19 protein-coding genes are annotated in these 23,648 nt (G+C 45.5%); 7 read left to right on the plus strand and 12 right to left on the minus strand.

Going from position 1 to position 23,648, the window contains the following annotated elements; all coding sequences use genetic code 11:
• Nucleotides 1-91: 91 nt before the first annotated feature.
• The 3 genes from ACYVFD_RS16090 to ACYVFD_RS16100 form a co-directional block, all read right to left on the minus strand.
• On the minus strand, nucleotides 92-1,426 hold the full coding sequence (locus ACYVFD_RS16090; protein ID WP_461091256.1) for an ammonium transporter: 1,335 nt from the start codon (nucleotides 1,424-1,426) through the stop codon (nucleotides 92-94).
• A gap of 64 nt (nucleotides 1,427-1,490) precedes the next feature.
• Nucleotides 1,491-2,669, minus strand: coding sequence for a porin (locus ACYVFD_RS16095; RefSeq protein ID WP_461091257.1), 1,179 nt, complete (start codon nucleotides 2,667-2,669; stop codon nucleotides 1,491-1,493).
• 359 nt (nucleotides 2,670-3,028) lie between these two features.
• Complete coding sequence (locus ACYVFD_RS16100; RefSeq protein WP_461091258.1) at nucleotides 3,029-3,379, minus strand: 4Fe-4S dicluster domain-containing protein; 351 nt, start codon at nucleotides 3,377-3,379, stop codon at nucleotides 3,029-3,031.
• Nucleotides 3,380-3,514: 135 nt separating this feature from the next.
• Between ACYVFD_RS16100 and ACYVFD_RS16105 the strand changes: the two genes are divergently transcribed.
• Nucleotides 3,515-4,549 carry an acyl-CoA reductase gene (locus tag ACYVFD_RS16105; RefSeq protein ID WP_461091259.1) on the plus strand — a complete coding sequence of 345 codons (1,035 nt, stop codon included), beginning with the start codon at nucleotides 3,515-3,517 and terminating at the stop codon, nucleotides 4,547-4,549.
• Nucleotides 4,550-4,637: 88 nt separating this feature from the next.
• Here ACYVFD_RS16105 and ACYVFD_RS16110 read toward each other — a convergent pair whose 3' ends face one another.
• Nucleotides 4,638-6,350, minus strand: a complete 1,713-nt coding sequence (locus tag ACYVFD_RS16110; RefSeq protein WP_461091260.1) for an alpha/beta hydrolase — start codon at nucleotides 6,348-6,350, stop codon at nucleotides 4,638-4,640.
• A gap of 232 nt (nucleotides 6,351-6,582) precedes the next feature.
• On the opposite strand from ACYVFD_RS16110, the gene ACYVFD_RS16115 reads away from it, so the two are divergent.
• Nucleotides 6,583-6,852 (plus strand): hypothetical protein, encoded by a 270-nt coding sequence (locus tag ACYVFD_RS16115; protein WP_461091261.1) that lies wholly within the window; start codon nucleotides 6,583-6,585, stop codon nucleotides 6,850-6,852.
• A gap of 396 nt (nucleotides 6,853-7,248) precedes the next feature.
• Here the strand turns inward: ACYVFD_RS16115 and ACYVFD_RS16120 are convergent, their stop codons facing one another.
• The 6 genes from ACYVFD_RS16120 to ACYVFD_RS16145 all read right to left on the minus strand — a co-directional run bounded on the left by ACYVFD_RS16120 (nucleotide 7,249) and on the right by ACYVFD_RS16145 (nucleotide 16,801).
• The gene (locus ACYVFD_RS16120) at nucleotides 7,249-8,073 is read right to left on the minus strand and encodes a glycoside hydrolase family 16 protein (protein ID WP_461091262.1); all 825 of its coding nucleotides are present in this window, start codon (nucleotides 8,071-8,073) and stop codon (nucleotides 7,249-7,251) included.
• A gap of 134 nt (nucleotides 8,074-8,207) precedes the next feature.
• A complete protein-coding gene (locus tag ACYVFD_RS16125) occupies nucleotides 8,208-9,560 on the minus strand; it encodes a hypothetical protein (RefSeq protein ID WP_461091263.1) in 1,353 nt (450 codons plus the stop codon).
• A gap of 8 nt (nucleotides 9,561-9,568) precedes the next feature.
• Nucleotides 9,569-11,740, minus strand: coding sequence for a hypothetical protein (locus ACYVFD_RS16130; RefSeq protein ID WP_461091264.1), 2,172 nt, complete (start codon nucleotides 11,738-11,740; stop codon nucleotides 9,569-9,571).
• Nucleotides 11,741-11,905: 165 nt separating this feature from the next.
• Nucleotides 11,906-13,963 (minus strand): sensor histidine kinase, encoded by a 2,058-nt coding sequence (locus tag ACYVFD_RS16135; RefSeq protein WP_461091265.1) that lies wholly within the window; start codon nucleotides 13,961-13,963, stop codon nucleotides 11,906-11,908.
• On the minus strand, nucleotides 13,950-15,494 hold the full coding sequence (locus ACYVFD_RS16140) for an FAD-binding oxidoreductase (RefSeq protein ID WP_461091266.1): 1,545 nt from the start codon (nucleotides 15,492-15,494) through the stop codon (nucleotides 13,950-13,952). Before ACYVFD_RS16140 ends, ACYVFD_RS16135 begins: the two co-directional genes overlap by 14 nt.
• 452 nt (nucleotides 15,495-15,946) lie before the next feature.
• Nucleotides 15,947-16,801 (minus strand): alpha/beta hydrolase, encoded by an 855-nt coding sequence (locus ACYVFD_RS16145; RefSeq protein WP_461091267.1) that lies wholly within the window; start codon nucleotides 16,799-16,801, stop codon nucleotides 15,947-15,949.
• 145 nt (nucleotides 16,802-16,946) lie between these two features.
• On the opposite strand from ACYVFD_RS16145, the gene ACYVFD_RS16150 reads away from it, so the two are divergent.
• The 3 genes from ACYVFD_RS16150 to ACYVFD_RS16160 all read left to right on the plus strand — a co-directional run bounded on the left by ACYVFD_RS16150 (nucleotide 16,947) and on the right by ACYVFD_RS16160 (nucleotide 19,635).
• A complete protein-coding gene (locus tag ACYVFD_RS16150) occupies nucleotides 16,947-17,651 on the plus strand; it encodes an esterase family protein (RefSeq protein ID WP_461091268.1) in 705 nt (234 codons plus the stop codon).
• A gap of 65 nt (nucleotides 17,652-17,716) precedes the next feature.
• Nucleotides 17,717-18,172 carry a DinB family protein gene (locus ACYVFD_RS16155; RefSeq protein WP_461091269.1) on the plus strand — a complete coding sequence of 152 codons (456 nt, stop codon included), beginning with the start codon at nucleotides 17,717-17,719 and terminating at the stop codon, nucleotides 18,170-18,172.
• A 389-nt stretch (nucleotides 18,173-18,561) separates the two neighbouring features.
• Entirely contained in the window at nucleotides 18,562-19,635 is a 1,074-nt protein-coding gene (locus tag ACYVFD_RS16160; protein ID WP_461091270.1) for an ATP-grasp domain-containing protein, read from the plus strand.
• Nucleotides 19,636-19,703: 68 nt separating this feature from the next.
• On the opposite strand, the gene ACYVFD_RS16165 is transcribed toward ACYVFD_RS16160, so the two are convergent.
• On the minus strand, nucleotides 19,704-20,783 hold the full coding sequence (locus ACYVFD_RS16165; RefSeq protein ID WP_461091271.1) for a hypothetical protein: 1,080 nt from the start codon (nucleotides 20,781-20,783) through the stop codon (nucleotides 19,704-19,706).
• A gap of 226 nt (nucleotides 20,784-21,009) precedes the next feature.
• On the opposite strand from ACYVFD_RS16165, the gene ACYVFD_RS16170 reads away from it, so the two are divergent.
• On the plus strand, nucleotides 21,010-21,426 hold the full coding sequence (locus ACYVFD_RS16170) for a hypothetical protein (RefSeq protein WP_461091272.1): 417 nt from the start codon (nucleotides 21,010-21,012) through the stop codon (nucleotides 21,424-21,426).
• A 69-nt stretch (nucleotides 21,427-21,495) separates the two neighbouring features.
• Here the strand turns inward: ACYVFD_RS16170 and ACYVFD_RS16175 are convergent, their stop codons facing one another.
• Entirely contained in the window at nucleotides 21,496-21,705 is a 210-nt protein-coding gene (locus ACYVFD_RS16175; RefSeq protein ID WP_461091273.1) for a hypothetical protein, read from the minus strand.
• 226 nt (nucleotides 21,706-21,931) lie between these two features.
• Between ACYVFD_RS16175 and ACYVFD_RS16180 the strand changes: the two genes are divergently transcribed.
• Nucleotides 21,932-23,590 (plus strand): TldD/PmbA family protein, encoded by a 1,659-nt coding sequence (locus tag ACYVFD_RS16180; RefSeq protein ID WP_461091274.1) that lies wholly within the window; start codon nucleotides 21,932-21,934, stop codon nucleotides 23,588-23,590.
• Nucleotides 23,591-23,648 lie beyond the last annotated feature (58 nt).

Below are 23,648 nucleotides of genomic sequence, written 5' to 3' on the forward strand. Positions count from 1 at the left end.
TATGTATGATCAATTACTATAAATTATGTATGGGGTATGGTGTATGATATAGGTCAAAAAATCCATCCTATATCATACACCATACATTCTTCTAAGCTTCGATGAGGAACTCGTCGTGCTGGCTTACGTCCAGACCAACTTTCTCGTCTTCCTCCGTTACGCGCAGCGGAAGGATCAGATCCGTAACTTTCAGCAGTACGAACGACATACCAAAAGCGAAAACAGATACACCGATCAGGGCAATCATGTGTTCGATGAACAGACCTGTTTCACCGAAAGCCAAACCTTCAATGGCTACGGCTGAGTTCACGCCTTTGCTAGCGAAAATACCCGTCATCACCATACCAACCATACCGCCTACACCATGGCAGGGGAATACGTCCAGCGTGTCGTCCAGCGTTGATTTCGAGCGCAGATGAGCCACATAGTTCGAGATAATGGCCGCTACCGTACCGATGAAAATAGCGGTTGGAACCGTTACGAAACCAGCGGCTGGCGTAATAGCAACCAGACCTACTACAGCGCCGATACAGAAACCAAGAGCTGATACTTTTTTGCCTTTAGCAGCATCGAACAATACCCAGCCCAGACCAGCGGCAGCAGCAGCCGTGTTGGTCGTTGCGAAAGCTGAAGCAGCCAATGGCGAAGCAGCAACTGCCGAACCAGCGTTGAAACCGAACCAGCCAAACCACAGCAGACCTGTACCCAACAGAACGAATGGGATGTTGGCAGGTGGGAAATAGCTAGCTTCTACATGCGACTTACGACGCTTCAGGTATAAAGCACCAGCCAGAGCAGCCCAACCAGCCGACATGTGAACAACCGTACCACCTGCAAAATCGAGTACACCACGCTTAAACAGGATACCTTCTGGGTGCCAGGTCATGTGTGCCAGCGGAGCATATACGAACACACTGAACAGGATCATGAACAGGACATACGAGCGGAAATTGACACGCTCAGCCATCGAACCCGTTACCAGAGCAGGCGTAATAACCGCAAACTTCAGTTGGAAGAAAGCAAATACAACCAGTGGGATTGAAGCCGCCAGCGACCAGGGCTTACCGTCCAGAACACCTTTGAACATGAAGTGATCCATTGGGTTACCGATAAATCCACCAATGTCGGAACCAAATGCCAGGCTGAAACCAACGATCACCCACAATACGCTGATCACACCCATGGCAATAAAGCTCTGCAACATGGTCGAAATCACGTTTTTATTGTTCACCATACCGCCGTAGAAATACGCCAGACCAGGAGTCATCAGAAGAACAAGGGCTGTAGCCACCAGCATCCAGGCCGTATCACCTGAGTTGATGCCTTCGGTCACAATCTGCGTTGGTACGCCATTAAAGCCGGGTATTATGCCCAGAATGGCGAATACCAACAGCAAAACCAGAGGAATGTAATTGGGCTTTTGCATGATAATTGAGGTTTTTTGTTGTACTGGTTAATTGAAAACTAGGTTAAGAAAACGGAGATACTGACTAGAACTTGAAGATGGCAGCCATACCCAGTGTCGTCTGAGAAGTCGTCAACGAGCCATCGTTCTTTTCAAACTTGTTGGCTGAATAGCTGTCAATCCGCAATTCAGGCTTCAACAATACGTGGCCATCGCCGGTGGTGATATTACCTGTGATGGTGATCGAATTTACGCTGGCACCGTTTCCGGCAGCATCCGTCAGCGCACGAGCACCGCCTTTGTTATCAAACGTCTCGTAACGAGCACCTAAACCAAATTTATCCGAGAAGGCATAGTTCGTATACACAGCGACACCACCCCAGTTTTTTGACACAACAGGACCACCTGCGCCCTGGTAATCACCTTTCTGCGACCCGGCAGCCGCATTCAGTCCCAGGAAGAATTTCGAGGTGATTTGGTAGGTTGTCGTCAGGTCGAAGAGTTGATACATGGCGTTGTCCGCACTAACTGCAACGGTGTTGCTCGGTGTATTCAGCACATCTTTCGATGCTTCGTTCGACATGATGGCGTTCAAATACACGTTCCAGCCCGAAACCGGCGAGAAAAAGAACTGACCGATAAAGCCTTTCTTTTTGTTGTTATCGAACAGGTTATCCACGTTGTTCACAATACCCAGCATCAACGAAGCCCGATCGCTGAAGGCATATTGTGCTTTCAGACCGATGTGATAGAAAGGACCGTTGTTGAAGAGGTTCGACAGCGAGTAGTTGTAGTTTACCGGAGCGTCGATCACTTCATACCCAATGTGCGTTCCAAACTGACCAGCCGTAAACGACAGCTTGTCAGATGCTTTCAGTGTAACATAGGCTTGCTTAATGGCTAAAGCTGTCGAACCAGGTGTACCTAGCAGACCGTAATTGTTACCATAGTTCCCAAGGTCTGAGAAGGTGCCAAATGTTAAGTCCATAACGGCATCCACATGTGTAGACGAGTAAGCCGCTTTGGCCTGAACCAATCCTATTCCGAACTGGCCAGCCTTCTGGTCAAAAGCACGCGCATTCCCAACCCCACTACCGTTTAAACCCAAATTTGACTGACTCTTCGGATTGTTGAAATTACCGAAGTAATAGGTGTCCAGATAGCCCGAGAACGTAAATTTTCCGGGTGCAACAGCAGTTGTATCCTGTGCCTGAACACCGTAACCTAAAAACAAAGAACTAAGAAGTAAAATTGCTTTTTTCATACTATAAATTTGGTTGCGTAGAGTAGTAACTGTGGTCTTATTTCGAAGCAAATTTTGTCACATAAATTATTCTACGCAAGCAATAGTGCAAAAAAATTAAGCTGTTTTGTGTTTTTTAGTCAATTTTATTTAAATTATGCTACTTATTCTAGCCTAAATACTGAAAAATAAGAAAAAATCTTCATTGAGACTATATTTGGCTTATTGATCTATTTGCCAAATATTATTTTTTCAAAAAAATTATGTTTTCTGGGTTGATATCTATTTTCGTCAGCCCGTTTGTTCGGAACAAAAAACAGAAAGGCCTGCTCAGTGCACTGAGCAGGCCTTTCTGGAAAAAATTAAAATCTTAGCTTGCCTTACGCTTCGGCATGAAGCCAGGCTTTTTTCGCTAAAAGTGTCTCTTCATCCTCTTCGTGATCCGGGTCGGGCACACAACAGTCGACCGGGCAAACGGCGGCACATTGTGGCTCTTCATGGAAGCCCATACACTCCGTACACTTATCAGCTACAATATAGTAGAACTCGTCGGAAACGGGGGCTTGTGGATCTTTGCCGCCCACTACCGTGCCATCACCGAAATCAACTTCGGATAATTCGGTTCCTCCACCCCAGGTCCATTCGACGCCACCTTCGTAGATCGCTGTATTAGGGCATTCAGGTTCGCAGGCACCACAGTTGATGCACTCGTCGGTGATCATGATTGCCATGAGTAGTACTTAATTTATATAACGTAAATATTTATCTCTCTGAATTGAACAACAAATATAACTATTTAAAGGTTGACCGCAAACTAAAATTTCATTACATTAGTTGATGGTGTATTCCATTTGTTTATTTATTACATGCTTCACTCTGAACGCCTACAAACGTTCGTGGCCCTGGGCGACTTCCTTCGGTCGGCCGACGCTCAGCCCGAACTGGACGAAATTGCCCAGCGAGCCTACCACAAAAATAACTGGTTCACACCCACTAACTCACAAAATGCATTACGGGCTATTGCCGATCAGTTTCTGACTGCAAATAAACTCACTGCCTGGACCAGTCAATATGCCGTTGAGCCCCAGACACCCAAAGTTGTTGGGGTTGTGATGGCAGGCAATATTCCAGCCGTTGGCTTTCACGATTTGCTTTGTGTACTAATGAGCGGGCATAAATTATTAGCCAAGCTCAGCACCCAGGATTTTGTACTTATCCATTATTTAATACAAAAATTAAAGGAGATCAATCCAGCTATCTCAGAGTGGATCGAAGAAGCAGAACGCCTGAATGCAGCCGACGCCTACATCGCTACGGGCAGCAACAATACCTCTCGTTACTTTGAATACTATTTTGCGAAAAAGCCTCATATAATCCGAAAAAATCGGACTTCGGTAGGTTTATTAATAGGTGAAGAATCGGACGATGAATTTTTAAAACTTGGCCATGACATTTCGGATTATTATGGACTAGGTTGCCGGAATGTATCGACGCTGCTTGTACCGGAAGGTCGCAATGGCGAACCGTACGATTTTACCCCCCTACTGCGTGCGCTGGAGCCACAGGCCAGGCTTTATCTGGATAACCACAAGTATCAGAACAACTACGATTACAACAAATCCGTCTACCTGATCAACGCCATTCCCCACCTTGACAATGGGTACCTGCTGGTCACGAAAAATGACGGTCTGGTCTCCCCTATTTCGGTCATTTACTACCAGACTTACCAAACGCAGGATGACGTTACTAACTGGCTGACAGACCATACAGATCAAATCCAGGTAGTCTCCTCGGCACAGGGGTGGCGGCCAGGAAGCGTTCCTTTCGGCCAAACCCAGTGCCCAACCCTCACCGACTACGCCGACGGCATTGATACAATGGCCTTCTTATCTCAATTATAAATGATGAATTATGAATGATAAAAAATAGATATATGAATAGAATCTTTCTGACCTCTTTCATTCATAATTCATCATTTATCATTCATAATTAATATTTCCAGCTTGTCAGGTCAGCACCTGCTGGATGGTTAGCTTCAATACGTTTTAGTATCTTGTCAACGTACATCAAATTATAGCGCAGTCGGCTAATGTAGTTGGGTTGCGTTGGGTCACCATTCCAGCAGTGTTCAGCCCGATCGCCATACGCCACTTCACTGTAGGCAGGCGGATTTTTTACGCTTTTCAAAAAATCTTCCATCAGATAGACGGCATTGTTAAGGTAGTAATTGTCCATGTCGCCACAGTAGATATGGATTTTTCCGGTAACCTTAGGGCCGATCGTTTTCCAGTCTCGTTTCAGAATATGCAGTAAATCGTAATGTTCCCGCCAGTAAGTGGTTACCGACTGGTCAATTTCGCCCGTCATTTTATTCCATACTCGCTTCGGGTAGCCATCCGGCCCTACGGGTGAGAACACGGCCTCCCATATATCGAACTGATCGCCTGAGCGGGTATGCGTACCGATAACCAGCTCGCGGTGATTGGTTTCTTCCATTGTCCATTGCACTTGCCCTAGATAATTCCGCTGACCAGGGCGAGGTGTTCGCCGAAAGGGTCCTTCCTGATAATACGCATTTTTCTCTTTATACAGATTAAAAACCGTATAGGCATCGAAACTAATCGGGTCAGGGCAGGCAGCGAAGCAACCGTTAAACTCATCGGGATAAAATACCTGAGCCGCCAGTGCCTCCCAGCCGCCGGTACTTCCGCCATACGTAAACCGTGCCCATCCCTGACTAATGCCTCGGAACCGTTTTTCAATTTCGGGCAATAGTTCATACATAATGGCATCACCATACGGGCCAAGGTTTTCGGAGTTCACCGCGTATGAGTCGTCGTAATACTGATTGGCATGTTGAATTTCAATGATCAGCATTCGAGGAAAGTCTTTGCTCGTCCATTTCTTATAAAAATCATAGGCTTCCTGCGCTACAATTTTTTTATAACCATAAATATGAAAGCGCTCGATATAATCAGTCGTGTCCATATTGGCAGGAGGTGGTGTTTCGCTGAAGCCCGCAAAATCGGCAGGAAAATGGCCGTGAAAGATACAAAGAGGGTAACGCGCTTCAGGATGTTCATCAAAACCAGCCGGAAGCAGGACGTGTGCGCCCAGATACATCGGTCGCCCCCAGAATTCGGTCAGCCGCTTACTCTGAATCTTAATGTGCTTCACAAATCTGGTATCTTTCGGTTCCACCAGGGGCGGGTTTACCTGATCCATGACCACAGCTATGGTTTGCTTAGTACCCGTTTTTAAACTGATTTTCTGCGGCTTACTGAACAGATTACCGGGAGCGACGCGCCAGTTTTGGCCTTCTCCACGATCCATCGGCAGCTTGACCACATGCCCATCTTTCCGTTTAAAGGTTTCGTATTTATGCAATACAGCCTGTATATAATAATCGCCTGACGGCAGATCTTTCAGGCTTGGCTTCGGATAGCCAAACACACTGGCATCAATCGTGGCGACCTGACCAGGTTTCAGCCCATTCACATCAATGCCAAACAGTTGTGCCGTAGCCACACCGTCGCTAACCTGAAAACGGGGCTCTGTCTTATTGGTTTTTGCAATCATGAGCAAAATCCGTCCATCGAGTGGCTGTTGGCTTTGCGAAGCCGCGAATGAAACAGAAAAAGTAGTCTGGGCTTGAGCGACCGTTGTAACTAGCCCGAAGCAAAGAAGTAGCAACTTATTCATGAAGCAGTTCAGGTTGATTATCAGCAAGTAAGATACAAAATTGGCAAGCTTAAGCAAATTTCTACCAATTGAATGCTACCTTTTACCAGTGAGCTATTAAACCCGGTCAGAAAGCCGGGGAAGTTATTTTGAAAATTGAGTTGGCCATTACTTCCGCAAACAATTTCGTCTCAATACTGGATTTTATTCAATACAGTAGCCGAGTCAGCCCTAATCATTTACAAACAAAGACATGAGTACTTTCCAGATCGATTTCCCAGGAACACCCAGCCAATTTACAGCTAAGGCCGGTAGCGCTATTCAGGATAAAGGGGGCACCTTCGAAGGTAACGATTCGAAGGGTAGTTTCCACATCAAAACGGCCATTGGTGCCGTTGAAGGCACTTATGAAGTAATCGGTTCGCCAATAGGCCCTAAAACGCCTATTACGGTAACCATTACTAAAAAGCCGTTTATTGTTTCAACCAATAAAATAAAGGAAGCAATCAGCGATTTCTTTTAAAGAATCAGACACAAGTGAAGCGTACACAGTTTGTAGTGAAATTCGGTGTGCTTACAAATATACCTTCTCCGAAATCCACTTAAATCAAAGTAAATAGCCGCCCCGTACGCGAAGCGGCTATTTCATGAGAATTTCCTGTTGGGGTCAGCCATAGACCATTCGCAGGTATTCCCTCTCCTTTTCCAGCCCGACTTCCTCAGACATTTTAGTGTAAAAGGAAGGTGTGGTGTGAATAAAAGCTCGTCAAATGAAATCGAGTTGGTTATTAGTTTAGTCGTCAACAGCTTTTTTCAGGGAAACACCAGCGCTAAAAATTCTTTAGAAAATTTGCTGTAAAGCAAAAAGGGATAACCTATCATTGGCTATCCCCTTCTTCTTTTTTCCCTTCAATTCTTCCTACTGATACACCCGTACGTAGTCGACTTCCATGCGTTGGGGCCAGATGCTTTCGTCAACACCTTTCTGACCACCCCAGTTGCCGCCGACGGCCATATTCAGAATCAGGAAAAAAGGTTGTTCAAAAGGCCACTGGGTTACTTCTTTGCCTAGCACGGCTTTCTCCACCGTATAGTATTTCTGGCTATCGACGAAGAAATCGATTTTGTCGGCCGTCCATTCAATGGCGTAGAGGTGAAAATCAGTGCTTACATTTTTCACCGCCACCTGCTGACCTTTCTGGGTCTTTTTGCCGTGGTTGTACGCTTCGGTATGTATGGTTCCGTGAACAACTCCCGGATCGAACCCAACATGTTCCATAATGTCGATTTCACCCGAACGGGGCCAGCCTACTTTTGAAATATCAGATCCGAGCATCCAGACGGCGGGCCAGGTACCCCGACCGGCAGGAAGCTTAGCCAGCGCTTCTATACGGCCATGCTTCCACTCTACTTTACCTTTCGTAACGAGTCGGGCGGAGGTATAGCTTTTACCTTCCCAGGCTTCCTTTCGGGCTTCGATGATGAGTTTGTCTTTTTCGATACGGGCATTTTCCGGACGTCGGGCGGTATAGTATTGGAGTTCGTTATTTCCCCAGCCATTCCCACCTACTTCATAGCTCCATTTGGTCGAATCGGGTAGACCTGGCTCAGTAAATTCGTCCGACCAGACAAGTTTATAGTTTTCAGAACCAATAGAATGTTTGGTCGGGATGGACACATCGGGACTCCTGAAAGCCAGCGAAGCCGCAAGCACCAGAAAGTTTGTTATCAGTAACGTTTTCATAGTGACCGCAAACTACCAAATTTATCCGGTCTTTTACTACTGTAGAAATCCCCAGAGCAGAAGGCAGGTTACCAGGCAATTCCATGATCATTTTTGAATGACTGTTTGGCAATAACCACTGATGCTGTTTACCCTTATCTCTTTTTATAAAGGACTACTTCATAGAGTGTCTTATTGATTGACGTTGGGGTAAGATCAGAACTTGGAAAACTGGATTGAATGCCTCCATATACATAACCAATAGACGTAGAATCGCCTTTCAGTTTACTATAGTCAATTATACCATTGCTGTAATACAGTCTGGAATGAGGAAAGAAAATAGCATTCGCCCCAATAAAGCCAGGCATTTCAGCTTCGTTGGGTGGAAGCTGAACATGTTGCGATAACTTTCCATTTTGTACTTTTATCTGTGTTATCGACTTGACAAACGGCAGTAACTCCTTCTTATCACCATGTTCCCAACTTTTAGTAACAGGATGATATTGATTCATACCAATGCCCCCCAGCAGTAGAATAATATTTGTGTCGCTCAAAGGGTCATACAAAGAAGCATAAGCACAATCGTACTGGCTGGTAATCTGTTTCAAGGTATCCATTTTAACCGTAAGGCCGTTTGGATCAATAAGGATAGGATTTTGATAGCCATCTCCATCGGGGGTAAACACTCCGCCAAAAGCCATATAAAAATTTCCCGATTTCCGAATGAGGGTAGCTAATGTCAGGTCCCGTCGATGCATGATTGGACTTATATAAGAGCTTGTGTCGGTAATAGCTCCCCCGTCCCATCGAAATTTCCTCAATGCACTGGTATATATTCCCGTTGTCTGTTCATCATACTGTGTATCATATTTCTGACCAAACATGAGGTAAAATACATTACCTACTTTTTTCAGTTCACCGCCCGTCACTTGTACATAAGGGGAAGAGGTTGTACGTAAAATGGCTTTGCGGATAGACCCCTTCGTTTCTACTTCCCGGATCAGTTTCGAAACCTGGATAGCTACCATTCGATTAAATGTATGGTTACTCCGTTGCTCTCCGGGGTTTCGAATACCAAAGCCACCAGCCAGATACAGCGTATCCTTGTCCTGATAAAACTCCATATTCGTTGAAAAGAATTGAAGCATAGCTGGATCGTTCTGGTTCAAAGGCATTTCATGAGCCGAAAAATTAATAAGGTTTAAGACCCATACAGACGTATTGGCTTTTTTGCTATTGAATGGTGAGGATAAAGCCGATAATCCATGAAAGCCTTCTATACGCCCGCCAATCAGCAAAACCTTGTCGCCCATTCTTGCCCATGCGCAGGATTGCAAAAACGGGATAGCCTTTTTTAGAGAAACTGGCTTCAGCGCCACCATAAACGATGGTGCAGTGCGGGTATTCTGGAAGGATGGATTCAATCGGCCATAGTTGCCAGGGTTACCTATATGCAATAGGGCTATTGACAACAAGCATGAAACGCCTGCGAATAAATTTAAACGCATTGTGCTGACTAGTTAATGGTTGTTCCTTTTACTTTCTTGATCCAGGCCTGCAACAGGTCGTACTGACAGGCACTTAACTCTCTCGATCTGGGCATGTAAGCTATCTGGTTCCAGAAATCAGGACTGGTGTATTTCCCTACTAACTCAGCCATTAATGGCGTTTCCCAGACCTGAGCTGTAAATGGCTGGACTTCAGCCATAACAGGATAATTAACATCGTAGAGCTGGAAAATCTCGTTGTACACAACGGTAAAATCTGGGGGTGTATAGTTAGGATGGGCAGCGTCGAGGTATTGACTATAGTCCTTTGCTGGAAGTACTCTTAAACAGAGAAAACTTCCCGTGTCCATCACTGTGTAACCGCTGGGTGCAAAAACCGGGATAGTATTGTTGTTATACTGACCGGGATAGGTAAAATAATAAACCGCACTATAACTTAGGGGCGATTGAAAAACCGATAGATCGACCGTACTCATATCGGCCAGTTGCAGTGATTTTACCTGACCGGGAGCCCCCATAGGGTCATTACCTGCCTCGGGTACAGCAAACTCACCTACGATCAGTGTTATAGGCGTTGTTACAGGTAAGCCCTTCTGAAAGATACGGATGGTGCAAGGCTCCCGATTACTGGAGTTAACCCGGTAACCGCCAGAAGGCAAATCACCTTGCTCAGCATATAAACCTTTCTGATCAAGGCAGATCATATAGTCCGACTCCTGTAGAATAGGAAGAGGCTGATCAGACGGAGATGTTTGCAGATAGACATTAATGAGATTGCATCTGGCCGCTTCTATTACCGATGGGTCATTGAGCACAAAATCGAACAGGCAACCTGTTGTAAATACCGATGCCCTCGAATTATCAGCAGGGTTGATCGGGATGGTGGCAAGGATAGTAGCTGGATTGTTGCTGCAACAGACCTGCAACACGCCCAGACAGGCTGATTCAAAGGTAGCATCGCCCCGGTGTGCAGGCTGGCTCATGGCACTAGACATCATCTCTGGCCAGGAGTTACCCATATCTAGCGAGAAGATGGCCTTACCTCCATCGATTTCTCTTAGGGAAGCTGTTACGGGCGCCATATCGACTGGCCCAACAGTACTATTTTGATAAATGGGTTTTATACCGGGTTGAAAGGCGGTGAGGTTCCGACCTATCACGCCGGAATACATATCCCCTTCATACCAGGGTGTAAGGCTGCCAACTATAGTTGCCTGTGCCGGATTCGACTTTGTGCCATTCTTGCTGTAATAATTCTGATCGAAACGGTTTTCAAAAACTTCAAGTATGGCAAAGGTTACAAAAACGCCTTTTAAAGGTCGGTTGTCATAGTCTTTGTTATTAGTAAAGAACTGGATCAATGCCATTTTCTGAGAGGTATCCAATTCATCCAGTAAGACGGCAGAACAAAAGCGTCCCGATCCTGCCATCGGTGGCATCCAGTTCACGACCCGGAAACCACTGTAGATAAGTGCGCCAAACCTCAGTGGACCACCCGAAAAATAAACCTCGCCCGAACTGCTGTCAAACAGATTCACTGTATCACAAAATATATTGGCATAAATGGATTGACTGGATATGGTCTCTACCATACAGGCGGTAGTGGTACCGTTGCCGGGTACTGAATCAAAGTCCAAACTTGCCTGTAATAATGTGCTGATTGAATCTGGAAGGTTGGGCGTTTCTTTTGTCCAGGTGTTTATTTGGCTACCGTCAAACGTTTGCACGCCAGTTACACTAACGTCGCTTAACGCAACGCTCATATCGCCATACATATTCCAGTAACCTGGGCACTGTCCAGTAATGGGATTACAACCTTCCAGCGTTGCCAAATCTAGGTTGGCGGCCTCGTAATAAGGTTTATACGCCACATCGGGTAACTCTGGCGAGCCTAAGGGTGTCATACACCAGGTCCGCAAGAGTTGAATTGTATTGATTGGCTCTATTTCAATATAATAATACTGGTTTAGTTCGTCGAAATAGATTGGCAAGTTGGGTATTGGTGGCGTTACGCCCTGGATAATCTCTTTTTTTGAAAAGTAGAGCCGGGGCGGTATAAACGCAACGGATTTTGTCTGATCGTATAAGGCCAGTGGAAAGTAAAAAGCATTGTTCATAGTGGGAACATTGATATCGACGTTGCCACTGAAATGAACTCTGGGAAAATCAAATAGACTCATTGGGTTTAGGTTATAGGTAGCTTGGTTAATTAATCGACATGCTTCTGCTTTTCTCAGCAGCTTACCATTCAGCCACACTTTTCGTTGTGCTTATGCTGAGCTTTCGTCTCTATCAGAAACCAGCTCATTTCTGCCTTGATTAATACATAAAAATTAATGCGTCGGCTAAACGGGTAATTTAATGTTAAACTCTGCCCCTTCTCCTTCAGAACTCACTACCCACAATTCGCCCCCATATCCTTTCGTAACAATATCATAGCTCAACGAAAGACCTAGCCCTGTGCCCTCACCAGTTGGTTTGGTCGTAAAAAAAGGATGAAAAATCTTTGCTTTAATGCTGTCGGCAATGCCAGGGCCGTTGTCTCGAACCTGTATATGGACCATTCCTGGCGTTGCGTGCGTACTTACCCAGATAGTTGGTTCATAGGTACCTCCAGGCTGGGAGCTTTTGGACCGTTGCCAAACGGCGTAGAAAGCATTATTATAGAGGTTTAACAACACCTGACCAATCTCCTGTGGACCAAGATTGAGGATAGGCAGTTTCGCATCAAATTCGGTTCTGAGCGACACAGTAAACGTTTTGTCTTTAGCTTGCTGCCCATGATAAGCTATCCGTAGATATTCATTAGCTAGTACATTCAGATTAGTCGGCTGTATCTCTCCAGGGCCTATGCGGGAGTGTTCCAGCATACCTTTGACAATATTACTGGCCCTATTGCCGTGGTGAGTAATTTTTTCCAGATTCTGACGTAAGTCACCCGTAATTAGCCGCACCTCGTCTATACGACCTTCCTGAATTTCCCCATTTATCTCATCGACAAGCTCTACACATACCTGCGAAAAATTGTTGACAAAATTGAGCGGATTCTGTACCTCGTGGGCAATGCCAGCCGTCAGCTCGCCCAAACTAGCCAGTTTTTCTTTTTGGATCAGTAAAGCCTGCGACGCTTTTAACTCGGCGGTCCGTTCAATTACTTTTTGTTCGAGTACACGGTTAGCTTCCAACTGAATTTCCTCATTCAGTCGCAATTGATAGATAATCTCTTTTTGTTTTCGCTCATTCTCCAATTTAAGCCAGTTAATCCGACTAGCCAGTGCAAAGGAGAGTAATCCCACCTCTGTCATATGCCCAAAGAAGATGCAATGCGAAGTGAAAAAATTAACGGGAACCGCATTATTCAAACCCAGAATGTAAATGAAAACAAGTACCAGGAAGATGGTCCAGGCCACCAGAAAGTACCGGGCACCCGGCACCCGACGCCGATAACTATGAACGGCGGCCACGATGTAGAATAGACAAGCAACCAGGCTCAGCAACTGTCCAAGCCCTACGGCTATAGCGATACCACCCGCCAGGTTAATGAGTGCTACTCCTGAAAAGCTGGCGATCAGGGCAAGACTGAAGTAATATTCAAGTTTTTGGTTACGGGTAATATCCAGAAAATCCATCGTGAATAGCGTCACCAGAACATTGTTAATGCAAATGGCAACGGGTAACAGATAATTCAGATAAGGATAATCGGGCCATAAAAACTGAAAGTCGTAGCCCTGGAGGCCCAGATAAAATGTAAGCGAAAACAGAATATATAAAATATAATAAAGATATCGTCTTTCCCTGACCACCAGGTAGATAAAAAAGTTATAAATGAAAGCGAACAGGATGAAGCCAATGTAAAGCCCCCAGAACAGGTGATACCCTTGATTGTACTCGGCATATTTGTTTTTTGCAGAAACAGCAATGGGCATCTGAAATGGAAACAAACTATGCACTTTCAGGTAATAGGTATGCATAGCTCCATCGTTCAGATTAAGGTTGAAGAGCCAATTCTCTGAACGAATGGGCCGCTCCCTGAACGGTTTACCCATACCCCCTTCAAACAGCACTTTAGGCGATCCGTTTTGAATCTCAACTAGCTGAAGCGTATCAATGAGCGGTGCTACAATTTCAAGATAAAGCTCCTTCTCGGTTTTGCTGGCTACGGAAAATCGAATCCATACATTATCCGGGATTGTACCTAAGTTCAGAATTTCAGCCTTGCCCTTTTGAAAAGGTTTTCGGAGTACATCATCGATCGTCAAACTTCTGCTGGAATCGATCAAATAGTCGATCTCCTGCCCTATCATTAACCGTTCGTTCGAATTAACCAATACGGGTGTTTGCCCTAATCCATATCCACCCCTACAAACCAAAAAAATCAGTAGTACCCAACTAATAGGTTTCATAGATAATTTCTTTCGGTATAAATAAGAGTATCTGGTTATTGTCTTCGAGAAGGCCCGGCCCAATAGACTGCTGATAATGAAAAAAATTAGTCGGATCGTACTTGTTCTTGATTGCTACCAATTGGTTGTAATAAGTACCCCAGTAGGCCCACCTAAAATCTTTCTGATTGCGGTCAGGATAGTTCTGATAGGAGTGCCCATTACTATAGGTTGCCATAAACCGATAGTAAGCTTCCATCCATTCTTCGCACTCCTTTTGATCGTTTGTTTTAGCGTCGAAAAAAGAAAGGCAGAAAAAATCCATTTTGGCAGTGCGATGGATGAACGCATTGGTACCTTCCGGGATTTTGTTGATTTGCCCCCCATAACACTCAAGGTCTATCATGGTGTACTGATTAGGGGCAGTCAGAAAGAATTGCAGAATATCTTTCCACTCCGAACAACTCAGCGAACGCTCAATAATGGTGCTTCGTGAGTAGGCTTCCACATCGTCGGGAGTATTCGGCGTGTCTTGCAAAACATATTCGTTTATAACGGAATAGTTGTCAAATTTTATTGGTAACGCTTCGGGCATTCCGAGATGGAGTAGCGGTTGTAATACTTCCATAAACGCATCCTGGTCGCCAATCCATGTTGCACAGAAAAATATGCTTTTTGTATCATTGGGGTCGGATGTCAGTATGGTTTCAATACCGAGGTTAGGAAAAGCATCAGGCTGCAAATACTTTTCCTGTATGGTGTACAATACTTCGGCTGCAATATCAATAGCCGGCTCAATTGGCCATTTCAATTGTAATCCATAGATTTTACCTAGCCGGTGCAGCTTGTATTTAATACTGAGCAGAACTCCGAAATTACCACCTGTTCCTCCTCGGATGGCCCAAAACAAATCCTCGTTTTGTGTATCGCTTGCAACCACAATACGACCATCGGCAAGCATAACTGTACACGCCAGCACATTGTCACAATTCATTCCATACATCCGCGATGTCATACCATAGCCTCCACCCTGCATATACCCCCCAATGCAAACCGTAGGACAGCCCCCACTTGGTATGTGTAGATGATAAAGCTCCAAAGTCGGACAGATTTTTTCGAAATTGCAGCCTGTTTCAATCCAGGCGGTCTGGTTAGCTACATCTACATATATATTATTGAGTCCGCTTACATCAATTACCAATCCATCACAGACCGAATAGCCAGCAAAGCTGTGTCCACCCGAACGGATAGCCGTATGGAGGCTATATTTATGAGCAAATTCTAAGCTAATTCGTACATCAGAATAAGTGACTGCGTAAATAATAACCAGCGGATAGGCCGGATAGATATTATCAAATTCCTGACGATCCTGGTTATAACTTGGCGACCAGGGCCAGACGATACGTCCCTTTACCCTTTCTTCAAGGCCTGCCATAGCTTCTCTTGAAAAGGAGGTTTTTACGGCGGCTGGATGAATTGGGTGGTTTTCGTTACGTAGTTGCTGAACAAACTGGTGCTTCTCCGACTGGAGTACTGATTTCCTGTAGTTCATCTTAGTTGGTTTGAGGTAATAGTATGTTTCGGTGGGTCAGAAAACGTCACCAGTACTTCGCTAGTTAAGCCTTAAATAGTGATCAGAATTGACTCATAGTGTCTGTCGGGGCGCAGACACTGGAGAGTCCGTTACTCTTAAACTTATAGAGTACTGGCCGTTGAGTACGTGAGGGGTTACTTATTCCTGAAAAGTACGCGATCTTATCGATAACGCCCAATTAATTACTTAAGAAATCTAACTAATTTCAAAATATAACTATCTGCCTATCTTTAAGTTGCGCTTTTGTGTAAATCCAGTTACACAAAATACATACAACAGGGCGAATGCAGGTAAAAAGGAGTAGGCATAACCAGAAGCTCCGCATTGTCTATGCAAACTGAGCCTATAGCAGTAGTAGGAAACTATTGATTATGAGTAAACCTAGTGCGGTCACTCTGTTTTCCATCTTTTCACTCGTTAGAAAAGGCCCACGTCAGGAAGTCAGGCATAATTTCGCTCCAGGTATCCTGATTGTGCTTACCACCTTTAATTTCGACATACCGGATGTCGGACGATGGCGACCCTGCCGAATAGGTATATCCTTTTTTGACCAACTCGCTCATCAGATCGAGTGTATCGTCGATGGAATCGATTACGCCGTTGTTATTCCGGTCGCTGGATTCGTCTTCTGTGCCGGTTTCAAACCAGAATTTGAGCGATTTGTGGTAAGAACCTTTCCTGACCAGGTCGTGCATGATTCGGTCGGTTTCGTCGCGGTAGCCGTCGGCCGTACTTTTACTACGCCACCAGAACGAGCCGGAGAATACCCCTGCTTTCGAAAAATGATCGGGATGATGAAACACAATATCAAACGCGGATAGACCACCTAATGAGAAGCCAGCAAATACAGCGTCTGCCGGATCGGCACGAACCCGATAATGTTTCTTGATATAGGGAAGCAATTCGGTCAATACAAAATCAGTGTACAGACCTGCCTTACTCCCTCGTTGCATATAATCGGCCTGAGCCGCTGTTCCATACTCCTGAATGCGGTCACCAGCATGAATGGCAACCAGCACAAAAGGCCGAATTGTCTGTTTCTGATACAGCGACTCCAGAACAGTCTTCATTCTGAGCCGTTCTAAATCCTGACCATCATTCAGATACAACACTGGATATTGTTTTTGAGAAGTCTCGTAACCGGGCGGGAGCACAATGTCCAGATGGACCGTCCGATTAAGCGGTACAGAGTGTAATGAATCATCGCGCTGAACCGTTACGGTGGGTGGTTCAGCGTAAGAAGGGGCCGGTACAAAGTCAGCCATAAGCACAAAAAAAGCTAGAAGCGTAGTGATCACAATTCACAAAGTAGCTAATTTTTTTGACACCGATGGCTTTGTTTTTGTCTGAGACCGCGATTTATCCTATTTTCAACCAAATTTTATCGATTCTCATCAACCCACTAACAACGTGCAGGAAGATTATCGCAGATGGTATTCGCATCACCTTGGCCGTGATATTGACATGCTGGTTTATGGCAACTGGGGATACCCTGTCTTGCTGTTTCCCACTTCGATGGGACGTTATTATGAATATAAAAACTTTGGTCTGACCGAAACGGCTCGTTGGTTCGTTGAAACCGGGAAAGTCAAATTGTTTTGCATCGACAGTATAGACCGCGATAGTTGGTATGCCAAACACCTCCATCCCGGCACCCGTATCTGGAACCACGTGCTCTACGACCGTTTTCTGCACGAAGAACTGGTACCTGGCATACAGCGCGAATGTAATGTCCAAAAAGTGGGTGTTTCAGGGGCTTCGTTTGGTGGGTATCATGCGTTGAATTTTGCCTTCCGTCATCCCGAACAAGTGGGTCATCTGTTCACCATGGGAGCCGCTTTCGACATCAGATCGTTTCTGAGTGGCTACTACGACGATAACGTTTATTACAACAACCCACCCGACTTTCTGCCCAACGCCCATAATGATGAGTTCTACCACATGAATATTGTGCTAGGCACGTCGGAATACGATTTTTGCAAAGACGATAACTACCATATGTCGGGTATTTTGAGCCGAAAAGGCATCCGACATCGGTTGGATGTAACTCCCTGGGGCAACCACGACTGGCCTGTCTGGAAAGATCAGTTCCCGAGATATTTAAGTATGATCTGAGTAAGGCGGCTGGAAAGCCGCTTTTTTATTCATCTTGTAGTAGCACTATTCCAGTCACTTTTTTTATGAACGCTCTGGATCGGCTCCGTACGTACATTATCGACGTTCCTGCTGCACTCAATGCCCTATCGGAGCAGGAGCTTACACTGAATACTCCTGGCAAATGGTCGCGTAAAGAAATACTGGGCCATCTGATTGATTCGGCCATCAATAATCTGAAACGATTTACTGATGCTCAATTTGCCGAAGAGCCCTACCCGGTACAGCGCTATGACCAGAATAAATTGGTAGCTGTCAATCACTATCAGATGCTGCCTTTGCCCCACTTACTGCTGCTTTGGGGCAGTCTGAATACACAGATCGTATACGTAATCGACAATCTTCCTTTCGAAGTATTAGCACTACCTATTCAACTTCCCTATTCCAACCAAGTTAACAATACTATTGAAAAATTAACGCTAGGGTGGCTATTTGAGGATTATGTCTCCCATATGGAGCATCACCTGAAAACATTAATATAAAATTATATATACATTACACTAAGAAGGATATAAAAATTTCTACAGAAAAATACTAATCTAGCACAATAGTTGCACATTAGTGTCCTAATAACACTATTTACCTCACTTGACTTATGTTAACATTCGATTTTGTCAAACCAAATTTTCGGCTCACCGATCAAGGCTTACATCTTTATATTCAACAATATAACGATGATGGCCTGGTATTAAGTAAATACGTTTGTTCAGTATTCTATAATTAAATATTAGTTATACCGCTACAAAAAGCTCAACATTCTCAACGTTGAGCTTTTTTGTTTTTCATCGAAAACAACCGCAACTTGCCACCTCAACTGAACAGATACTCAGGTTCTTTGTTATCACTTTAGTCAGCAATTGACCCTTTCATTATGAACAAGAAAACCAAAATAGGCATCCTGTTTGGGCAGGAAAATACCTTTCCTCAGGCATTTGTCGACCGCGTAAACGAAAAGCAAAGTGGGTTTCCGGCCGAATTTGTTTCCATCGAACAGGTTGAGCAAAGTGTCCCTACCGACTATGCCGTTATTATCGATCGGATTTCGCAGGATGTGCCTTTCTATAAGGCTTTTCTGAAAAATGCAGCCCTAACCGGTACCGCCGTTGTTAATAACCCGTTCTGGTGGAGTGCCGATGAGAAATTTTTCAATAATGCCCTGGCCGTCCAGTTAGGCGTTCCTGTTCCAAAAACTATCTTACTGCCTTCTAAAGAGCGCCCAGACGATACGAATCATAACTCATTCCGAAATCTGCGGCATATGGACTGGGAGGGCATTTTTAACCACATCGGTTTTCCGGCCTTTATGAAACCTCATGCGGGTGGTGGCTGGAAAAGCGTGTATAAAGTTGACAATCCAGATCAGATGTTTAAAGCCTATGACGAAACGGGTCAGTTGGTAATGCTCTATCAGGAAGCGATCGACTTTACCGACTATTTCCGGTGCTATTGCATTGGTGGAAAAGATGTTCGGATTATGCCATATGAACCCCGCAATCCGCACCACCTACGGTACGCAGCCCAAATGAAAACCACTGGCGATGCAGGCAAAAAGCTACTGGCTACCATGACCGACTATGTATTAAAACTCAATCATGGCCTGGGCTACGACTTCAATACGGTCGAATTTGCCGTACGCGACGGTATCCCCATCGCTATTGACTTTTGCAACCCCGCTCCCGATGCAGATGTGCATTCGGTAGGCCAGGAAAACTTCGACTGGGTGGTAGAAGCGGCTGCTAATATGGCCATCGATCGGGCGAAAAAAGCGCAGAAAGGGGGCGACAATTTAACCTGGGGAACGTTTGTTCGTGGTTCGGTTATGGGCGCGGAAGCAACACCAACCACAGCCCCTAAAGCGACCAAAGAATCAAAGGCCAAATCGGCACCAGAGCCAGAGAAAAAGGCTGAAGCGAAAGAAACCAAGCCTAAAAAGGCAAAAAAATAACGGCCGTTTTTAACTTCCCGAAAGCTCAAAGCTTTCGGGAAGTTACTTAACAGGAAGTAACAGCCTACTCACTTCCTGTGGCTTTTCAGCCACCTATCAACTTCTCCGGTTATCGAAAATCGGACATCTTTGAATCGCTCGGGAGGTGGCGTATCCAGTGCTTGTTTCAGTTTGACTACGCTTGGATAAAAATCAACTCCCCGATTGATAAACTGTTCGTCGATGGCTCTCAGTACTCGGTCGATCCCATACATATCGAAACTCCAGTGCTGAAGGTTGTTGCTGTCTACAATATCTCCTTTTATGGTTTCGGCCAGCCACAAAATACTCTGGTTAAGTGGCTCTAAAAACTGATCGGGATGCTCCACCTGATTACCATCCAGAAAATAGTACACTTCCCGATAGCTTCGTTTGTCTTTCAATAACTCAAGGATTTCTGCTTCCCAATTTGGGTGCGCTTGTATCTTAGCGAGGGCAGCTTCCCGCACATCGTCATCCCGAAAGCGATTCGAGTGGCTCAACAGATTAATAATGGGATCGGTTGGTTTTTGGACAGCAATCTCATCTAACGTTTGCTGATGCCATCGGTCTCGCTGCTCTTGATCTTCTGCCGTTCGAATCTCGATTGACTTTGCCGATTCACGCAGATAGCCAAACAATAACCCTCCACTATATACGACGCCTACACCAAGAGCAAACCAGAAAGGCATTTTTAACGCATAGGGCGAAACCGAAGCTTGCCAGTTCGTATTAATCGAAAGCGCACAGGTTACTAACCAGGGTAACGACAGCCAGATCTGCCCATTGCGAACGGCCAGCCAACGTAAAAACTCTGGGTAAAGGGTATCATTATACCACTCCCATTTGAATATGGCGCAAAAGACAGTGGTTACGGCCACAACCAACCAGGTCAACAATACAACCAGCGTACGGGTACCGGTATCCTGTGAAATCCAGTCAAAACCACCCGTTATGCGAATAGTGATCGAAAGTGCCAGGCTGGTCAGTGTAAATCCGGCCCCAATAAAGAATAATCCCAGTCCGTAGCCCATGGCGTTTTCGCCAGTAAGGTTCGGTTTAGAGGCAGTAATCATGGCCAGTCCTATATAAAAACAGGCTGTCAGAAAGAAGAAAATAAAGCCAAACATTTCGTGAAGGTGAGTAGGGTTCAGTATCGTTACGGACTACTATCTAGCAACCAATCACAAAATGAACAGAAACACACCGACTTATAAAGCCCAACTTACTGATAGGTACTTTTGAGTTAGTAAGTGGTATGAAAACCCGTTTAACTCGTTAACCCATCCTCTACAATTTTCAGCCTCTTTCCAACCCTGCTTCTCTAAGTTGAGTCTATACTACAAAAACCTTCCTATGCGTACACGCTCTATCTGCTCTCTTCTGCTACTCAGTGTTGGCTTTCTGGCTTGTAAGCAATCTGATACGGTTTCCCCTGAGACATTAACAGGCACTTGGATCGAAAGCTCGGCTCGTAAAGACACGCTCATTTTTAATCCAACATTCAACGGGGTTCCACTGCCCAATAGCCTACAGGTGAACCGGGGCAAAGAGGTCAATTCCGGCGGGTATCTTCTACCGAAAATAGGCAGTGGTATTTATCAGTATGAAGTTCAGGGCAATACAATTCTGGTCCAGAATATGCTATCCAGCTCTTCGAAACGAACGGGTTACCAGATTGAGCTACAGGGTGGTAAACTAAAAATCGAGAACTTTTTTGAACTTGGCTTTAATCAGCCAGCCACCGCCACCCGAACGCTCGTGCGGTTGTAAAAATAGTTTAAAGTTTCAGGTTGGCTGACGCAGGGTTAATTGATGCGTCAGCCAACCTGAAACTTTAAACTACAAACCAATCGACCTTGGATCAATACCGGTATCGCGGGCCGATGCACGCAGAATGGCCAGCATTTCGACATAGCTAAAGAGCCTTCCATCAATATAATCGTATTCTATAGGATCCGCAAAGCCTCGTTTTTCTTCAAGGTCACGGATATTGGCATGAATGGAAATCAGCACATCCTGAATAAACTCTTCCCATTGTTGCGCCTGCATAGCCTGTATGGTTGTTGGATTCGTTTTTTACCTTCTATAAAATGTGTTGCCAATAAGTATTTTTACCGAATAATATTAGGTAAAGCACGGCACTTACAATTACCATTCTTCATAAAATAGCTTTTCAATTACTATCTCTTCAGCATTTTTAGCCATATTCGTAGCTTTTTACGGGATTACCCGCTTAGTCATCAACAAGTAACCCCTTTAAGTTTTCATTTTCTACATGCAAAGACGAAATTTTATCCAGTTGTCTGGATTAGGCATTGGTAGCCTGCTGACAACTGGAGTGCCGGTATTGGGCAACTCTGTGTCGTCCGAATACCTGCTGGAAGCCAGTGGCCGGGGTGTAGGCATCGACAACGCCACCAAGAAACGCCTGGCTGATATTGCCCTTAACGCAGCCAAAAGTAAAGGTGCCACCTACACCGATGTCCGTATTGGACGCTATCTGCAACAGTTCATGTTCACCCGCGAAATGAAAGTGCAGAACATCGTCAACGCCGAGTCGTTTGGGGTAGGAATTCGGGTAATCGCCAACGGAACCTGGGGCTTTGCCGCTACCAGCAACGTAACCCCCGACGGAATTGCCAAAGCTGCCGAAACCGCCGTAGCAATTGCCAAAGCGAACTCGAAACTCCAGACCGAACCCGTTCAACTGGCTCCGCAGAAGGGTGTGGGCGAGGTAAGCTGGAAAACGCCCATCAAGAAAAACGCCTTCGAAATTCCGGTTCAGGAGAAAATCGACCTGCTCATGAAGGTAAACGGGGAAGCCATGAAAAACGGGGCAGCTTTCATGACCTCAAACCTGTTTTTCATCAATGAACAAAAGTATTTTGCCTCTACGGATGGGTCGTATATCGACCAGGATGTTCACCGGATCTGGCCCACATTCACCGTTTCGGTCGTAGACCGGGCAGCCGGTAAATTCAAAACCCGAGATGCCCTCAGCTCGCCGATGGGTATGGGCTATGAATACCTCGACGGGTTGGCTTCTGAAAAAATTGCGGCTCCCAATGGCCTGATCGGTTACCGCAATTCGTACGACATGGTGGAAGACGCCATGCTGGCTGCTAAACAAGCGAAAGAAAAACTGACCGCCAAAACCGTTCAGCCCGGCAAGTACGACCTCGTTCTGGACCCCAACCACCTCGGCCTGACCATCCACGAATCCGTCGGCCACCCGACCGAACTTGACCGAGTGCTAGGTTATGAAGCCAACTACGCCGGAACCAGTTTTGCTACGCTTGATAAATGGAAAAGTAAGTCGTTCAACTACGGCAGTAAACTGGTAAATATTGTGGCCGACAAAACGCAGCCGAACACCCTTGGCACCGTTGGCTACGACGACGAAGGCGTTCCCTGCAAAAAATGGGATCTGATCAAAGATGGCATTCTGGTCAACTACCAAGCCATTCGGGATCAGGTAGCTATCCTGGGCGAAAAAGAGTCAAACGGCTGCTGCTACGCCGATAACTGGGACTCGGTACAATTCCAGCGGATGCCGAACGTATCCCTGCAACCCGGCACTGAAAAACGCTCGGTTTCCGATATGATCAAGGGTGTCGACAAAGGGATTTACATCATCGGACGTGGTTCGTATTCCATTGACCAGCAACGGTATAACTTCCAGTTTGGCGGCCAGCTCTTCTACGAAATCAAGAATGGCGAAATCGTCGGGATGCTCGATGATGTAGCTTACCAATCCAACACGCAGGAATTTTGGAACTCCTGCGCCCAGCTTTGCGACAAAGACGATTACCGAACATTCGGGTCGTTCTTCGATGGTAAGGGCCAGCCTTCGCAGGTTAGCGCCGTTTCGCACGGATGCCCGACCACACGCTTCAACGGAGTCAACGTAATCAATACTGGTCGGAAAATATAAAAAACAGGAGTGAGGAGCGAGTATTAGGAGTGAGAATGCTGACGCACACTCTCTTTGG

It is taken from the genome of Spirosoma gilvum, from assembly GCF_054776815.1.

Coding starts and splice junctions, on each gene's coding strand:
- ACYVFD_RS16090 (WP_461091256.1), bottom strand. CDS start 1,426: ATGCAAAAGCCCAATTACATTCCTCTGGTTTTGCTGTTGGTATTCGCC.
- ACYVFD_RS16095 (WP_461091257.1), bottom strand. CDS start 2,669: ATGAAAAAAGCAATTTTACTTCTTAGTTCTTTGTTTTTAGGTTACGGT.
- ACYVFD_RS16100 (WP_461091258.1), bottom strand. CDS start 3,379: ATGGCAATCATGATCACCGACGAGTGCATCAACTGTGGTGCCTGCGAA.
- ACYVFD_RS16105 (WP_461091259.1), top strand. CDS start 3,515: ATGCTTCACTCTGAACGCCTACAAACGTTCGTGGCCCTGGGCGACTTC.
- ACYVFD_RS16110 (WP_461091260.1), bottom strand. CDS start 6,350: ATGAATAAGTTGCTACTTCTTTGCTTCGGGCTAGTTACAACGGTCGCT.
- ACYVFD_RS16115 (WP_461091261.1), top strand. CDS start 6,583: ATGAGTACTTTCCAGATCGATTTCCCAGGAACACCCAGCCAATTTACA.
- ACYVFD_RS16120 (WP_461091262.1), bottom strand. CDS start 8,073: ATGAAAACGTTACTGATAACAAACTTTCTGGTGCTTGCGGCTTCGCTG.
- ACYVFD_RS16125 (WP_461091263.1), bottom strand. CDS start 9,560: ATGCGTTTAAATTTATTCGCAGGCGTTTCATGCTTGTTGTCAATAGCC.
- ACYVFD_RS16130 (WP_461091264.1), bottom strand. CDS start 11,740: ATGAGTCTATTTGATTTTCCCAGAGTTCATTTCAGTGGCAACGTCGAT.
- ACYVFD_RS16135 (WP_461091265.1), bottom strand. CDS start 13,963: ATGAAACCTATTAGTTGGGTACTACTGATTTTTTTGGTTTGTAGGGGT.
- ACYVFD_RS16140 (WP_461091266.1), bottom strand. CDS start 15,494: ATGAACTACAGGAAATCAGTACTCCAGTCGGAGAAGCACCAGTTTGTT.
- ACYVFD_RS16145 (WP_461091267.1), bottom strand. CDS start 16,801: ATGGCTGACTTTGTACCGGCCCCTTCTTACGCTGAACCACCCACCGTA.
- ACYVFD_RS16155 (WP_461091269.1), top strand. CDS start 17,717: ATGAACGCTCTGGATCGGCTCCGTACGTACATTATCGACGTTCCTGCT.
- ACYVFD_RS16160 (WP_461091270.1), top strand. CDS start 18,562: ATGAACAAGAAAACCAAAATAGGCATCCTGTTTGGGCAGGAAAATACC.
- ACYVFD_RS16165 (WP_461091271.1), bottom strand. CDS start 20,783: ATGTTTGGCTTTATTTTCTTCTTTCTGACAGCCTGTTTTTATATAGGA.
- ACYVFD_RS16170 (WP_461091272.1), top strand. CDS start 21,010: ATGCGTACACGCTCTATCTGCTCTCTTCTGCTACTCAGTGTTGGCTTT.
- ACYVFD_RS16175 (WP_461091273.1), bottom strand. CDS start 21,705: ATGCAGGCGCAACAATGGGAAGAGTTTATTCAGGATGTGCTGATTTCC.
- ACYVFD_RS16180 (WP_461091274.1), top strand. CDS start 21,932: ATGCAAAGACGAAATTTTATCCAGTTGTCTGGATTAGGCATTGGTAGC.